The 14,678-nt window shown below is 44.5% G+C and carries 11 protein-coding genes and 1 pseudogene; 6 read left to right on the top strand and 6 right to left on the bottom strand.

The genetic code is table 11. The annotated features are described in order from the left end of the window. The first annotated feature begins 9 nt into the window (after positions 1–9). A complete protein-coding gene (locus CJF29_RS05590) occupies positions 10–519 on the top strand; it encodes an acetyl-CoA carboxylase biotin carboxyl carrier protein subunit (RefSeq protein WP_004306894.1) in 510 nt (169 codons plus the stop codon). Positions 520–539: 20 nt separating this feature from the next. Further along, positions 540–2,075 carry an acyl-CoA carboxylase subunit beta gene (locus tag CJF29_RS05585; RefSeq protein WP_004308982.1) on the top strand — a complete coding sequence of 512 codons (1,536 nt, stop codon included), beginning with the start codon at positions 540–542 and terminating at the stop codon, positions 2,073–2,075. A gap of 608 nt (positions 2,076–2,683) precedes the next feature. Here the strand turns inward: CJF29_RS05585 and CJF29_RS05580 are convergent. Further along, the gene (locus CJF29_RS05580) at positions 2,684–3,724 is read right to left on the bottom strand and encodes an N-acetylmuramoyl-L-alanine amidase family protein (RefSeq protein ID WP_099146384.1); all 1,041 of its coding nucleotides are present in this window, start codon (positions 3,722–3,724) and stop codon (positions 2,684–2,686) included. A gap of 129 nt (positions 3,725–3,853) precedes the next feature. On the opposite strand from CJF29_RS05580, the gene CJF29_RS05575 reads away from it, so the two are divergent. Next, entirely contained in the window at positions 3,854–5,134 is a 1,281-nt protein-coding gene (locus CJF29_RS05575; protein ID WP_004306892.1) for an O-acetylhomoserine aminocarboxypropyltransferase/cysteine synthase family protein, read from the top strand. 41 nt (positions 5,135–5,175) lie between these two features. Further along, positions 5,176–6,072, top strand: coding sequence for an MBL fold metallo-hydrolase (locus tag CJF29_RS05570; RefSeq protein ID WP_004308978.1), 897 nt, complete (start codon positions 5,176–5,178; stop codon positions 6,070–6,072). Between the two features lie 15 nt (positions 6,073–6,087). Here CJF29_RS05570 and CJF29_RS05565 read toward each other — a convergent pair. The 5 genes and pseudogenes from CJF29_RS05565 to ppk1 all read right to left on the bottom strand — a co-directional run bounded on the left by CJF29_RS05565 (position 6,088) and on the right by ppk1 (position 13,143). Beyond that, a pseudogene (locus CJF29_RS05565) lies at positions 6,088–6,491 on the bottom strand (hypothetical protein). A gap of 91 nt (positions 6,492–6,582) precedes the next feature. Next, entirely contained in the window at positions 6,583–7,209 is a 627-nt protein-coding gene (locus CJF29_RS05560; RefSeq protein ID WP_004296814.1) for an HU family DNA-binding protein, read from the bottom strand. A 284-nt stretch (positions 7,210–7,493) separates the two neighbouring features. Next, positions 7,494–8,000, bottom strand: coding sequence for an Imm9 family immunity protein (gene imm9, locus CJF29_RS05555; RefSeq protein ID WP_004296812.1), 507 nt, complete (start codon positions 7,998–8,000; stop codon positions 7,494–7,496). A gap of 233 nt (positions 8,001–8,233) precedes the next feature. Then, positions 8,234–10,483 carry an inorganic phosphate transporter gene (locus CJF29_RS05550; RefSeq protein ID WP_099146383.1) on the bottom strand — a complete coding sequence of 750 codons (2,250 nt, stop codon included), beginning with the start codon at positions 10,481–10,483 and terminating at the stop codon, positions 8,234–8,236. Positions 10,484–10,965: 482 nt separating this feature from the next. Further along, complete coding sequence (gene ppk1, locus CJF29_RS05545) at positions 10,966–13,143, bottom strand: polyphosphate kinase 1 (RefSeq protein ID WP_099146382.1); 2,178 nt, start codon at positions 13,141–13,143, stop codon at positions 10,966–10,968. Positions 13,144–13,198: 55 nt separating this feature from the next. On the opposite strand from ppk1, the gene CJF29_RS05540 reads away from it, so the two are divergent. Together CJF29_RS05540 and rfbA are read left to right on the top strand one after the other, a co-directional pair. Continuing rightward, on the top strand, positions 13,199–13,693 hold the full coding sequence (locus tag CJF29_RS05540) for a metallophosphoesterase family protein (protein WP_099146381.1): 495 nt from the start codon (positions 13,199–13,201) through the stop codon (positions 13,691–13,693). 99 nt (positions 13,694–13,792) lie between these two features. After that, positions 13,793–14,662 (top strand): glucose-1-phosphate thymidylyltransferase RfbA, encoded by an 870-nt coding sequence (rfbA, locus tag CJF29_RS05535; RefSeq protein WP_074559082.1) that lies wholly within the window; start codon positions 13,793–13,795, stop codon positions 14,660–14,662. Positions 14,663–14,678: the final 16 nt, after the last annotated feature.

The following is a 14,678-nucleotide window of genomic DNA, read 5'->3' as shown; positions in this document are numbered from 1 at the left end:
AATTCAATTATGGAAATTCATATAGGAAACCGTGTGGCCGAAGTAGAGTTGGTCAGCAAGGAAGATAACAAGGTGGTGCTTACCATTGATGGAAAACCGTTTGAAGCAGATGTAGTGATGGCGGAAAACGGCACTTGCAACATCTTGATGGACGGACGCAGTTCGAATGCACAGCTGATTCGCCGTGATAACGGGAAAAGCTATAAAGTGAATACGCATTATAGCAGTTTCAATGTAGAAATTGTGGACAGCCAGGCAAAATATCTACGGATGCGCAAGAAAGGGGAAGAGGAACAGAACGACTGCATCATTTCTCCGATGCCGGGCAAGGTAGTGAAAATACCTGTTGTAGTCGGTCAGGAAATGAAAGCGGGAGATACTGCCATCGTTATCGAAGCAATGAAAATGCAGAGCAACTACAAAGTGACTTCGGATTGCCGCATTAAAGAAATTCTGGTTCAAGAAGGTGATAGCATAACCGGCGAACAGACATTAATAACATTAGAACCGATTGCATAATAATAAGAACGGATTGCATTATGGAAGAAATAAATAAAGCATACGCCACGTTCGAGGAACGTGACCGCATCGCTTCTCTTGGTGGAGGCGTTGATAAAATAGAGAAGCAACATGAAAGCGGTAAAATGACTGCTCGCGAACGTATCGAGATGTTACTCGATAAGGGTACTTTCGTTGAACTGGATAAGTTGATGGTTCACCGTTGTACGAACTACGGTATGGATAAGAACAAAATTCCGGGAGATGGTATCGTATCCGGTTACGGAAAGGTGGACGGTCGCCAGGTGTTTGTTTACGCTTATGACTTTACGGTATATGGCGGCTCACTGTCAGCTTCCAATGCTAAAAAGATTGTGAAAGTACAACAACTTGCATTGAAGAACGGTGCCCCGATTATCGCTTTGAATGATTCGGGCGGTGCACGTATCCAGGAAGGGATCGAGAGCCTTTCCGGTTATGCTGATATTTTCTATCAGAATACAATGGCCAGCGGTGTGATTCCACAGATTTCGGCAATCCTGGGTCCTTGCGCCGGAGGTGCCTGCTACTCTCCTGCCCTGACCGATTTCATCTTTATGGTGAAAGAAAAAAGTCACATGTTTGTGACTGGTCCGGATGTAGTAAAAGCTGTGATTCATGAGGAAGTAAGTAAAGAAGAGCTGGGTGGCGCAATGACACATAGTAGCAAGAGCGGTGTGACTCACTTTATGTGCAATACCGAAGAAGAATTGCTGATGAGCATCCGTGAACTGCTTTCTTTCTTACCGCAGAATAATATGGATGAAGCTAAGAAAAAACCTTGCACTGACGAAACAAACCGCGAAGATACTTCTCTGGATACAATCGTTCCGGTAGACCCGAACGTACCGTATGACATGAAAGACATTATCGAACGTGTTATAGACAACGGCTATTTCTTCGAAGTGATGCCGAACTTTGCTAAGAATATTATCATTGGCTTTGCCCGTATGGCAGGTCGTTCGGTAGGTATCGTAGCGAATCAGCCAGCTTATCTTGCCGGTGTTCTCGATATTGATGCCAGCGACAAAGCAAGCCGTTTTATCCGTTTCTGCGATTGCTTCAATATTCCATTGATTACATTCGAAGATGTTCCGGGATTCCTTCCGGGATATACACAGGAAAACAATGGTATCATCCGTCACGGTGCAAAAATAGTTTATGCATTTGCAGAAGCCACTGTTCCCAAACTGACAGTGATTACCCGCAAAGCTTACGGTGGTGCTTATATCGTAATGAACTCCAAGCAGACCGGAGCTGACGTGAACTTCGCTTACCCAAGTGCAGAAATTGCTGTGATGGGTGCGGACGGCGCCATCAATATCCTGTTCCGCAAAGCTGACGAAGCAACAAAGGCCAAGGAACTGGAAGCCTACAAAGAAAAGTTTGCCACTCCGTATCAGGCTGCCGAGCTGGGATATATTGACGAAATCATTTATCCGAGACAGACTCGCAAACGTCTGATTCAGGCACTGGAAATGACGGAAAACAAGATGCAGACAAACCCGCCCAAGAAGCATGGTAATATGCCTTTATAACAACTAGATAAGGTGCGCAAAAGCACCACTCATAAAACGAGCTTGCAGAGATTCTATGATATACTTTAGGAGATTTGTAAGCTCGTTTCTTATTTGTAAGCCTGCCGTTTCTTTATATGTGACAAAAAAACGGCACCTCGATTCACATCGCAGCACCGTCACAACACAAACACAAAATAAAACACGACAAAACTACTATGCAATCTTCCTGTCATGCCGGGGAGGCATACCTTGCTTGACTTATCTATATTCGCATACACACAAGAAGCTTTATCAGGCGATTTGCACAATAAATAACATACATTTCCGGATTTTGTTCACAGGATTGATAAGATTTTATTCAATAATATGATAAGAAAATGAAATAGCACGCCCTTTAAGGAATTCAAGAGAAACGAAAAAACGGTACCCCGATTCACATCGCAGCACCGCCACAACACAAACACAAAATAAAACACGACAAAACTACTATGCAATCTTCCTGTTATGCCGGGGAGGCATATTCACTAGCCTATATATATTCGCATACCTACAAGTAGCCATCAGGCGATTTGCATATATAAAACATTCAGATTTTTATTTTGTTCACGAAAGGAGAAGTAAAAATGTTATTTCTTCTCCTTATAGTCTTTCAGGAAGCCTTCCATCAGCCATTTGGCGAGTGCCTGACGATTGGAATTCATCACCAACCGACGCTGATCGAACGTATTCTGGATATTACCCAACTCCACAAAGACGGAAGCGGGAGTGGTATGGGAAAGTACGTATAAGTTACGCCCACTTACTGTGCCGGAAAAGCCCCGGTTGGGTTGATGTTTATCGTACTTTGACTCAAACGTATTTTTCATATTATTCGCCAATCGTTTGCTTTCTCCCTTTTTATTCGAATAATAGAAAAAGACATCCGTTTGTTTTCCCTTACTACGGCTATCAATATGAATAAAAATCGCCCTGCAATAAGAGTAGTTCTTACGGTCTTTCCGGTAAAGAGCGTTTATTTTATCACAGCGTTGCTGTAAGCGTTGCACCTGATTCAAAGGAATTGGATCACCCATACAAGTCTCCCGTTTACTGTTTGACAGGTATGAATCATCACGGATACCATCTTTAGCATCTTGAATGATAATACGGACTTCGGCCCCTTCCTGCATCAGGTTACGTGCCAGACGAAGGGCAATATCATAAGCGTATTCATCTTCGTGCAGTTCGTATTTACCAACTTTCCCGATAGCACCCGGATCAGGACCTCCATGTCCGCTGACCACATAGAAGCAAGCACCGGCAAGACGGTTGGAAGTGACTTTCACATCAGCCAGTTGTTTTCCAAACAGAGGATGATTGAGGGTAGTTCCTATTTTTGTTGATTTAGCTTTCGGAGATTGTTGCTTTGTCCCGGTATTTCCGGAAGGTGATTTCTTGATGGGAGGAATAACATACGTCACGCCCACTTTAAGCACATTGTTCTTTCCCAGTTTCTGTTTATTCAGCTCAATAAAGTCGTCGTAATACTTCTTCGGAGAGCGGTTGTGCCTCAACAGAAAAGAAGAGATACCTTCACCCGCCTTCGGGGTTGCCTTCTGCTGTGCCCAAAGAGTTGTGCCCGAAAAAAGAAAAGCTAAGAATAAAAGAATATAGAGTTTATTTTTCATAACTACATTAACTATCTCCTTCGCAAGAGTATCATTTCACTCATAAACAGGGCAAAAATACAATTATTTTCCCTACTTTTGCAGCATTAAAACATTTTTTGAAATAAAACATTAAAACCCGATAACATTATGGCAAAACAATTCAAACCGGAAACCCTGTGTGTACAGGCAGGATGGACGCCTAAAAAAGGCGAACCACGCGTATTGCCCATCTATCAAAGTACAACTTTCAAATACGATACCAGCGAGCAGATGGCCCGCCTGTTCGACCTGGAAGACAGTGGTTACTTTTATACCCGCCTGCAAAATCCAACGAATGACGCTGTTGCCGCCAAAATCGCTGCCCTTGAAGGTGGTGTAGCCGCTATGCTGACTTCCAGCGGCCAGGCTGCCAACTTCTATGCCATTTTTAATATCTGTCAGGCAGGAGATCACTTTGTTTGCTCTTCCGCTATTTACGGAGGTACGTTCAACCTGTTTGGCGTGACCATGAAGAAGCTAGGCATCGATGTGACTTTCGTTAATCCGGATGCCAGCGAAGAAGAAATTTCTGCAGCTTTCAAACCGAATACAAAAGCTTTATTCGGTGAAACGATTTCCAACCCTTCTCTTGAAGTACTGGATATTGAGAAATTTGCACGCATTGCACACAGTCACGGGGTTCCCTTGATTGTTGACAACACTTTCCCGACCCCGATCAACTGCCGCCCATTTGAATGGGGAGCTGACATCGTGGTTCATTCTACTACCAAATACATGGACGGACACGCTACAAGCGTAGGTGGCTGTATCGTAGACAGCGGTAATTTTGACTGGGATGCTCATGCTGAAAAATTCCCGGGACTTTGTACTCCGGACGAGTCATACCACGGACTGACTTATACCAAAGCATTCGGCAAAGGTGCTTATATCACCAAAGCAACTGCCCAACTGATGCGTGACCTCGGCAGCATCCAAAGCCCGCAAAATTCTTTCTTATTGAATCTGGGACTTGAAACGTTGCACCTGCGTATGCCTCAACACTGCCGCAACGCGCAGAAAGTAGCCGAATATCTTTCTAAAAATGAGAAAGTTGCCTGGGTAAACTATTGCGGACTGCCGGACAATAAATATTATAGCCTTGCACAGAAATATATGCCGAATGGTTCCTGCGGAGTCATCTCCTTCGGACTGAAAGGCGGACGTGACGTATCTATCAAGTTTATGGATTCACTGGAATTCATTGCGATCGTTACTCACGTGGCGGATGCACGTAGTTGCGTGCTCCATCCGGCGAGCCATACTCACCGCCAGTTGACGGATGAGCAACTGATGGAAGCAGGTGTACGCCCGGACTTGATCCGTCTATCGGTAGGTATCGAAAATGCGGATGATATTATTGCTGATATCGAACAGGCATTGAACGCATAAGAATACCGTAAAGGTATAAAATAATAAGAGAAGGCACGGGAATGAAATATTTCCCGTGCCTTCTTATTTTCCACAAAAAGAAAGTTAATTTCGCAAAGAATCATTTCAAATATGAACCGATAAATCTTCTCGGATGTTTATCTTTGCAGGGAACCAAATTCTGTACAGATATGAAAAAGAATCTATTATTAGCATTCGTATTATGCTTTTCTTACGGATTTTCTTATTCCCATTCATTTAACAACCCAACTAACCTGACTACAAAGATGCAAAACTTTGAAATGGATTCATTTACCACCCAAAATGGGAAAAGCCTGAAGATCACTTTCTTCAGACATGCGAGCTTATTGCTGGAATATGCAGGACAAAAAATATTCGTTGATCCAGTATCCGATTACGCCGACTATACACAACAGCCGAAGGCGGATTTCATCCTGATTACGCATGAACATGGAGACCATTTCGATACCAAAGCAATAGCAGCTATCGAAACAAGCGGGACTAGAATTATTGCTAATCCTAATTGCCGGAAAATGCTGAACAGAGGACAGGAAATGAAGAACAGTGATGTGCTTCAACTGGCAGATGATATGAAACTGGAAGCCGTACCGGCCTATAATACGACTCCCGGCAGAGATAAGTTCCATCCCAAAGGACGTGACAACGGCTATATTCTTACTCTGGGAGGGACCCGCATCTATATCGCCGGAGATACAGAAGATATTCCAGAACTAAACCAAATGAAAGATATTGATATCGCTTTCCTGCCAGTCAACCAACCCTACACCATGACACCGGAACAAGCGATACGTGCAACTCAAATTATCAAGCCGCACATTTTGTATCCTTATCATTACGGAAATACGGATATCAATAAAGTAAAAGAAGGATTGAAAAATGAGAAAACAACCGAAGTACGTATACGGGCTTTACAATAAAGCCCGTACAAATGATTACAAATCCTCCGCAGATAAATTGAAGATCATTGTATCCACCCAATATACAACCGTTCTATCTGCAGGTAAAACATCTTCGAGATAAGGTGAATCAGATACATCTTCCAACCATGCCGTAGTAATCGGACCTCTTTCTCTTGTAAGACTTTGAGTTCCTAAATACGGGCTAAAATTAAAGAAGGTGTGTTGTTTCTCTACATCATTTTCACCTTTATATGTAAAGACACTTCCCATCCATTAAGATACAGGACTGTAGAAGAAATCGTGTTCGTACAGGTTCCCGTTTCGTCGATTAATTCGGAACCGCTAAATAAAATAATCTCTGCATCATCTTGACAGGCTGATATACAAAAAGTCATGAGAGAGAGGAGAAAGAAGCCTAATAAAGTTTTTGTTTTCATATTTTCAGTGGTATGGTTAAATCGCGATTTATGTCATTGTTTTACAAAGATATAAAGTATTTGTATAGTATCATCATACAAATATGATGAATTATGTTTTCTTTATATACACCCGATGTGTTCCTCTACCATCAATCCCGATACCGGAACCGGGCGTATACGCCCATTGGCGCAATTCATTGGTAGCCGCCGTGCGCAGCAGACCTGTCAGTTTCCGGTATTCGTAGACCGTCAGAAAAGGATGTTCCTCCAGATATCTAACAGCCAATGCTAGTCGTTGCTCCGGTGTATACTTCTGTGAAGAGCGTTGCGACTTCCACGGAGCTCTTTCCAGCAGACATCTTCCGTTGATACGCCTCACCATCTTCCTGTCTACACGAAAGTTCACGCTCCCCACCACAATGCTTCGTGCGTTACGATGGGTTTCACCCTCTCCGGTCTTTTCGCGTTCTTTATCTTTGCATAACGCCAACGAAGGAGAGAATGTTCCGATACCATCCAGCTTCACAGACTTGCCTTCTGCCATCTGATGTGCCATTTCAATACCGATCTGTGTAATTACGCCTTCCACATCTCCGACATTAAAACCACTGCTGGATGCTATCTGACGTATTAAATCCTCGGTAGATACCTGATCTATCATTGCAAACCGAGGATAAAGTACCTGTTCGCCCGTTCCATGAATATCGGGCATTTCTTCCATTACGTACATTGCCATAATACTAAAGTTTATTTGAAATATTGATTATTAATAGAAAACTTACTCGCTATAGGTAGAAAACTTGTTCTCCCCTACAGGAAAAGTTGTTTTTCCTATAGGACAAACTAAAACCGCAAGTTCTGGTTTTATAACTGAAACTTCTGATTACATAATCAAAAGTTCCGGTTTTATAATCAGAACTTGCGGTTATAGTTTTCTTACCAACAAAGATACGTTTTCCTGCCGGGATAAGCAAGTTTAATCCCTATGAAAAAGAAGTTTGATTACAATTCAGTTACTTATTACCGCTTCTTTACTTTATATCCTTTCAGGGTAAAACCAACTTCAAACAGGTTCAAAAGGGCTATCCGGATGTTATCTTCTATATAGGTCTCCATATTATCATATTTTGCAAAGTTGACGGGAAGGAGTCTGTTATTCCTCCTAAAGCTTTCATCCGGTATTTTACCCGTAAAACGTCCTTTCTTCTTCACTCCCCAACGAATGGTTTTACTACAAGGAAGAGGTATACCTATCGTCAGCACTTTTTCTTTAGTTACCGTATCGGTGATTCCATGTTTCCAGATACTGATATGGTTGGCTCCCAAATAAGTGCCGATATAAAGGACAACGGTCAGCGTCCAATCGTCCAAAGCCTCATCGGTTTGAATACCATTCACCAAATCAGAGAAATAGCCTTCAACCATTTCTCTGTCAAAACAGTTTAGTTCAGGCCATTCACATTTCTCAAACAGTTGATGCACATTGACAGGAACCAGTAAGGTGGTTATTTCTAACTGATATTTCATTCATTTCGTTTTTATATCATTGCATCTAAAATCGTCTCAAGTATCTTATCGACTATAAATATACAATTTTACCAGATCAAATACTAAAGAATAGAGCTTTTTTAAACCTATTTCTGAAAAAGAAAGGATTGTTTGATACACCCCCTCCTATGTAAACAGGGTTTATCAGACAGTCCTTTCCGTGCGGAGTATGATTCGTTCGTTATTCAGTGGACGATCCTTGCTTTTCGTCCTTACGGCATTTCAGTTTCTATCTGGAATTTACGGCTTACTTTCATCAAATTGATGGTATAAGTGACTACGTTCTGTGCTTCCTGAACCATCGTGAGATACACCATGCTCACCCGGATGCTTCCTGATTGGCTTTGGATGCGTTGCAGTTCCTTACGTTTCAATAGTGAAAGCTGTCCGTTGAGGTCGTTGGCACGACGGATTTCTTCTTCGAAGTCGTTGTACTCGTTGTTTTCCATTTTCTTACGACACTGCTGAATCAGATAGGTGATATCTTCGGATACATCGCTGAATTCACCTTTCTGGATGGCGTCCAATGGGTTGAAGTTGTTGTCGATATGTTCGAGGCAAGGTTCGCAGAGGCGGGAAATACTGTAGACCAATTCGCTGGCGAAGTCGTTGCCTTGATAGTAATAAAGTCCTTTTTCGAGTACGGTGTTATTGTCGAGACGACACATGGCGACGGTGCCCGAACGTTTCATCTGTTTGATGAGCTGTTTCTCAAATTTAGTGGACCCCATGGCACGACGCAATCCTCGCAGATTTTCATGAAGGAATGAAGTGACAGTCAGTTCGAAATTTGTTTCTGCATATTCCAATACTTTGGAAAGTTCTTCGCGGGTGTGCTTACGCATCAGTTGCAGGGCTTCTGTGCTGTCTGTGGTTTGCATCAGTTGCTTCAGCGTTTCGTTACCTTGTTCTTTCGCTTTACGTTTCTTGTACATCACCTGGCTACGGATCAAGATGAATACAGCTATACCGATGAGGGCGATGATAGAGATGTTACCTCCATAATGGAGTACGAGAGCTACGAAGAAACAGATGGTGAAGGCGGCTCCGGCGGTGATGAACCAGCCTCCGATGACGCTTAATACGCCGGTGATACGGTAAACGGCTGAATCACGTCCCCAGGCGCGGTCGGCCAAAGAAGTACCCATAGCTACCATGAAGGTTACGTAGGTGGTGGAAAGGGGAAGTTTCAGGGAGGTTCCCAAGGCGATGAGCAGACCGGCCAATACCAGGTTGACAGAAGCGCGGACAAGGTCGAAAGCAGCTCCGTCGGCAATGATTGCTTCGTCTTTGCGGAAGCGGGAGTCAAGCCATTTTTTGCTGCCGTCCGGCATTATTCGGGAGATTCCATTGGCAAGTGTCATGCTGATGCGGACTACTGTGCGGGCGATCGGAGTACTTCCGAATGCTTCTTCTCCTTCATCTTGGCGGGAAAGGTCGACAGATGTTTTAATTACAGCATGTGCTTTTTTAGAGGTGCAGAGGGCGTAGACCATGACGGCTCCGGCTCCGATAAGAAAATACCACGGTGTTTTAGCAGGTCCCAGCAAGGAGGTCATCAGGAAGCCGTTCGGATTTCCTTCTCCGTTGGCGGTGTAATCTAAAAAAGAGGAGAAACCTGCGAGGGGAACGCCAATAAAGTTGACAAGGTCGTTACCGGCAAAAGCGAGAGCCAGAGCGAAGGTTCCCATCAGTACGACGACTTTGAAAACATTGATTTTCATCCAGTGAAGGATTTGCATCAGTACGGTGAAGAATACAAAGAAAACGGTGATTAGCATCAGTGTGTTGTCTTGTATCCAGTGTTTGTTTTCAGAGGTCATGAAGGAGCTGTCTTTCAGTCCTTTGATAAGCATGAAATAGATGATGGCAGTAGCGGCTATCCCCCCAAAGAGGGCGATGCTGTATTTCATCTTTTTCGTATAGTTGAAAGTGAATATCACACGGGCAAGCCATTGTACAAGCATTCCGAAGAAGAAGGCGATAGCGACGGAGACGAAGATCGCCATGATGACGGAGAGGGCTTTGTCGGTGTTTATGAGGTCGCCCAGACCGAGGGTATCGCTATTATGTACTTTGATAAGTGAGAGGGCAAAGGTACCTCCGAGTAGTTCAAAGACTAGTGAAACGGTGGTAGAGGTGGGCATCCCCATGGAGTTGAATACGTCCAGCAGTACTACGTCGGTCAACATGACGGCCAGCAGAATGCACATGATTTCGGCAAAGTAGAAGTGCTCGGGCTGGTAGATGCCGTGCCGGGCAATGTCCATCATACCGTTGGACAGGGAAGCGCCAATGAATATACCAATACCGGCTATGAAAAGAATGGTTTTAAACGAAGCGGCCTTGGCGCCTACCGCAGAGTTCAAAAAGTTAACTGCATCATTACTGACTCCGACTATCAGATCGAAAACAGCTAGTACAAAGAGGAAGATGATAATGCATAAATAAATAGTCTCCATAATAAATATATGTGTATGTTGTTTCCGGCTGCAAAGGACGGGATTTGACGTTGCAGGGAGGTGTCATACATGTTACATTTATGTTACAATCGTCTTTCTTTTGTCTCGTAATCTTCTTTCTTTTGTCTTGAAACAAAAGAAAGAAGCAAAGAAAAATTCAAGGCTGACTTTTTTCTCCTACTCGCTCCCTGCACTGCGCTAAAGGGCAGAAACTCGCTACGCTCAAACAGTCTGCCCTTTTTGACGCTCCGTTACGGGGGCTCGCTTGACGGAGAAAAAAGTAGGCCGGAGGGGCGTGCGGGGTGGGCGTTGTGGAGGAGGTTGCATGAGATGTCGGTGTGGTTGTTGCGAGGGAAGCCATGTAGTAAGGGCGTATAACGGGGGATGTGCAGCGGGAACGTTGCGGGAAGGCCGTGTGGGGCGTTGTAAGTTGCAGGACACGGGTATGGGATTCTTATGTTAGTTAATTAGTTGGTTGTTTTTTAGTTATTTGTTTTGTTTAACCAGTCATAGAAGGTGTATTGGGCTCGTACAGCGGGGGTGCCGGGCGCTCTTTTTTTGAATATATTTCGCAGGTTGTCGTCTACCCAGCAGGCTTTTTGGTTGTCGGCGAGCTGGATATTAAGCATTTCGATGAGGCTGTCACGCAGGTCGGGGGCGAGAATGGGGGTGATGGCTTCGATGCGGCGGTAGAGGTTACGACGCATCCAGTCGGGGGAGCCCATGAAGACTTTGGGTTTGCCGTCGTTGCCGAAGTACCAGATGCGGGCGTGTTCGAGGAAACTGTCTACAATACGGGTGACACGAATGTTACGACTGTATGACTGTCCGGGGATAAGACAACAGATTCCACGGACGATGAGGTCTATTTGTACGCCGTGTTCGGAGGCTTCGTAGAGACGGTCAATCATGGCGGGGTCTTGGAGGGCGTTCATTTTTAGGATGATACGGCCTTGTTTGCCTTCGTCGGCGAGGGCGATTTCCCGATCAATCAGGCGGTTCAATTCGGGGATGAGGTTGAAACGGGCGACAAGAAGGGTGGTGAACTTCGGGTCTTCTTTTCCTTGCAGGGTGCGGAAGAGGTTATAGAGGTCGGCCACTATCTTCGGGCGGCAGGTGAAAAGGCCACAGTCGGCGTAGAGGGTGGCGGTCTTTTCATTAAAGTTACCGGTGCTGATATAGGCGTAGCTGGGTATTTTTTCACCGTTCAGTCCGCGGCGGCGGATAAGGGCTACTTTGGCGTGTACTTTCAGACCGGGTATGCTGTATATTATTTTAATGCCGGCGGCTTGCATCATTTCGGCCGTGGCAAGGTTGTTTTCTTCGTCGAAACGGGCTTTCAGTTCCACGAATACGGTGACTTTCTTGCCGTTTTGGGCGGCGGCTATCAGGGTGTTGATGACGGCGGAGTTTTCAGCTACGCGGTATTGGGTTACCATGATTTCACGGGTTTCCGGGTTGTGCACGGCTTCATACAGGAAGTGGATGAAGTGCTCGAAAGAGTGATAAGGGTAATATAATAACAGGTCCTTCTTGGCAACGTAGTTGAAGATAGATTCTTTTTCGTCGAGGATGGTCAGCTTCATTGGCTTCGGCTTTTCGAGGCTGTGAAGAGATTTGTTCGGGTTGGGAAGATGACGCAGGTCTTCAAGATTCAGGTGCTTGTCGCCGGGGACAAGTTCATCACGCTGAATATGGAAGGCGTCTACCAGAAAGTCCAGAAAGTCATGAGGCATACCACGGTCGTAGACGAAACGGCAGACGTCACCGATCTTACGTTTCTTCACTTTCTTCTTGAGTTGAGCGACAAGGTCGGCACTGCTGGCGGTGTCGTCAATTAATATGTCAGCGTCACGGGAGATTTTGATGCAGTAGCTGGAATCAACATCGTAGCCGGGGAAAATAAGGTTGAGGTTTGCCTTGATTATATCTTCGGTAAACATCAGGTAATGATTTTTCTCGCGGGATGGAAGTTCGATGAAGCGGGGTACTTTGGCGTAGGGCTGCTTCATTACGAAGTAAAGGGGCTGCCGATATTCTGTTACATTTGTATCTGCTCCATCACTTTTTCTTCGAGTTATGCGTTCTTCTGTATATTTTTCTTTGTTAATAGATTCTTCTGTTTTTTCTTTATCTTCTTTCCTTTCGTCTTTTGCTTCTTTCTTCGGATAGACTCGTATCGCCAGATAAAGTCGGTTATCTCGTAGGAAGGAGACTATTTTATCTTTGGATACAGGCACAGGTTGCAGGTAGGGAAAGATTTCTTCCCGGAAAAAGTCTTTAATAAACTGCTGGTGGAACGGTTCGACATGGCTGTCCTGATAAAAAATAATGTGGTTTTTGCGCAGGGCAGGTAATAGTTTCTCTTCATAAATACGTACACGGTCATCCAACTGGCGAGTGACTTCTTTATTGATTTCTTCTACCAGTTCACGGGCGGATTGTACGGTTTCTTCATCGCTTTCCGTAGCACCGGAGGCAACTGCTTTATGATCGGCTACCCGGATTTTGTAGAATTCTTCGAGGTTGGAAGAGTAGATAGAGATGAAGTTGATACGTTCGTAGAGCGGCAGACGCTCGTCCAGAGCCTCCAACAATACGCGATAATTGAATGAGAGCCAACTGATATCTCGCTTGAAATAATTATATTTGCTTTCCATGTGCTTTAAGATTTTTCCAAATATAGTATCTTTGTGGGATTAAACAAAGAAATTTATGACAAGAATTGGATTATTATCTGATACTCACGCTTACTGGGACGAGAAATATCTGGAATATTTTGAACCATGTGACGAAATTTGGCATGCCGGAGACATCGGTTCGCCGGAGGTAGCGGAAAGGTTAGCCGCCTTCCGTCCATTCCGGGCGGTATATGGAAATATTGACGGACAGGAAATCAGAAAGCTGTATCCGCAAATAAACCGTTTCACGGTGGATGGTGCAGAAGTGCTGATTAAACATATCGGCGGTTATCCGGGGAAATACGATCCTTCCATCATCGGCAGTCTGATGGCACGTCCGCCCAAACTTTTTATCAGCGGACATTCTCATATATTAAAGGTGAAATATGATAAAACACTGGATATGTTGCATATTAATCCGGGAGCTGCCGGCATGTCCGGTTTCCACAAGGTACGGACTTTGGTACGTTTTGTTATCAACCAGGGGGCCTTTCAGGACTTGGAAGTCATCGAATTGGCGGACAAATAAAATAAATGTTCCTGCCAGATTGAAAAATTATTTTAAAATTTTGCCACGTCGGAATTCTTTCCGACCTTTGCACGCAGTTAATGAATAACTCAGACGAACATGAAAGGAATTATTCTAGCCGGTGGTAGTGCCACCCGACTTTATCCGCTCTCTAAAGCGATTTCCAAACAAATCATGCCTGTGTATGACAAGCCGATGATTTATTATCCGTTGTCAACACTTATGTTGGCAGGAATACGCGAAGTGTTGATTATTTCGACTCCACGCGACTTGCCGATGTTCCGCGACTTGTTGGGAACGGGTGAGGAACTGGGTATGTCTTTCTCCTATAAAATTCAGGAACAACCTAACGGACTGGCACAAGCTTTCGTATTGGGAGCCGATTTCCTGAACGGCGAACCGGGCTGTCTGATTCTTGGGGATAATATGTTTTACGGACAGGGCTTCTCCGCCATGCTCCGCCGAGCTGCCAATATAGAAAAGGGCGCCTGCATCTTCGGTTACTACGTGAAAGACCCGCGCGCTTATGGTGTAGTGGAATTTGACGAACAGGGAAAAGTGATTTCACTGGAAGAAAAGCCGGAAGTGCCGAAAAGTAATTATGCCGTTCCGGGACTTTATTTCTACGATGCCAGTGTGACGGAAAAAGCAGCGGCTCTTCGTCCTTCAGCACGTGGAGAATATGAGATAACAGACCTGAACCGTCTGTATCTGGAAGAAGGTACATTGAAAGTGGAACTTTTCGGACGCGGATTTGCATGGCTCGACACGGGTAACTGTGACAGTCTGCTGGAAGCTTCCAACTTCGTGGCCACTATTCAGAACCGGCAAGGTTTCTACGTCAGCTGCATTGAAGAAATTGCTTGGCGTCAGGGATGGATTCCGACGGAACAGTTGCTTCTACTGGGTCAAAAACTCGAAAAAACCGAGTATGGGAAGTACCTTATCGAATTGGCTAAACAATCCTAAAATCAACATAAAGAAT

It is taken from the genome of Bacteroides celer, from assembly GCF_002632415.2.
GTDB lineage: Bacteria > Bacteroidota > Bacteroidia > Bacteroidales > Bacteroidaceae > Bacteroides.
This window is presented reverse-complemented; position numbering and strand designations above follow the sequence as displayed.

Bases quoted from the DNA above. Each gene is read 5' to 3' on its own strand.
- CJF29_RS05590 (WP_004306894.1), top strand. From the start codon at position 10: ATGGAAATTCATATAGGAAACCGTGTGGCCGAAGTAGAGTTGGTCAGC.
- rfbA (WP_074559082.1), top strand. From the start codon at position 13,793: ATGAAAGGAATTATTCTAGCCGGTGGTAGTGCCACCCGACTTTATCCG.
- CJF29_RS05570 (WP_004308978.1), top strand. From the start codon at position 5,176: ATGAAATATTTCCCGTGCCTTCTTATTTTCCACAAAAAGAAAGTTAAT.
- CJF29_RS05575 (WP_004306892.1), top strand. From the start codon at position 3,854: ATGGCAAAACAATTCAAACCGGAAACCCTGTGTGTACAGGCAGGATGG.
- CJF29_RS05550 (WP_099146383.1), bottom strand. From the start codon at position 10,483: ATGGAGACTATTTATTTATGCATTATCATCTTCCTCTTTGTACTAGCT.
- CJF29_RS05560 (WP_004296814.1), bottom strand. From the start codon at position 7,209: ATGGCAATGTACGTAATGGAAGAAATGCCCGATATTCATGGAACGGGC.
- CJF29_RS05585 (WP_004308982.1), top strand. From the start codon at position 540: ATGGAAGAAATAAATAAAGCATACGCCACGTTCGAGGAACGTGACCGC.
- CJF29_RS05580 (WP_099146384.1), bottom strand. From the start codon at position 3,724: ATGAAAAATAAACTCTATATTCTTTTATTCTTAGCTTTTCTTTTTTCG.
- imm9 (WP_004296812.1), bottom strand. From the start codon at position 8,000: ATGAAATATCAGTTAGAAATAACCACCTTACTGGTTCCTGTCAATGTG.
- ppk1 (WP_099146382.1), bottom strand. From the start codon at position 13,143: ATGGAAAGCAAATATAATTATTTCAAGCGAGATATCAGTTGGCTCTCA.
- CJF29_RS05540 (WP_099146381.1), top strand. From the start codon at position 13,199: ATGACAAGAATTGGATTATTATCTGATACTCACGCTTACTGGGACGAG.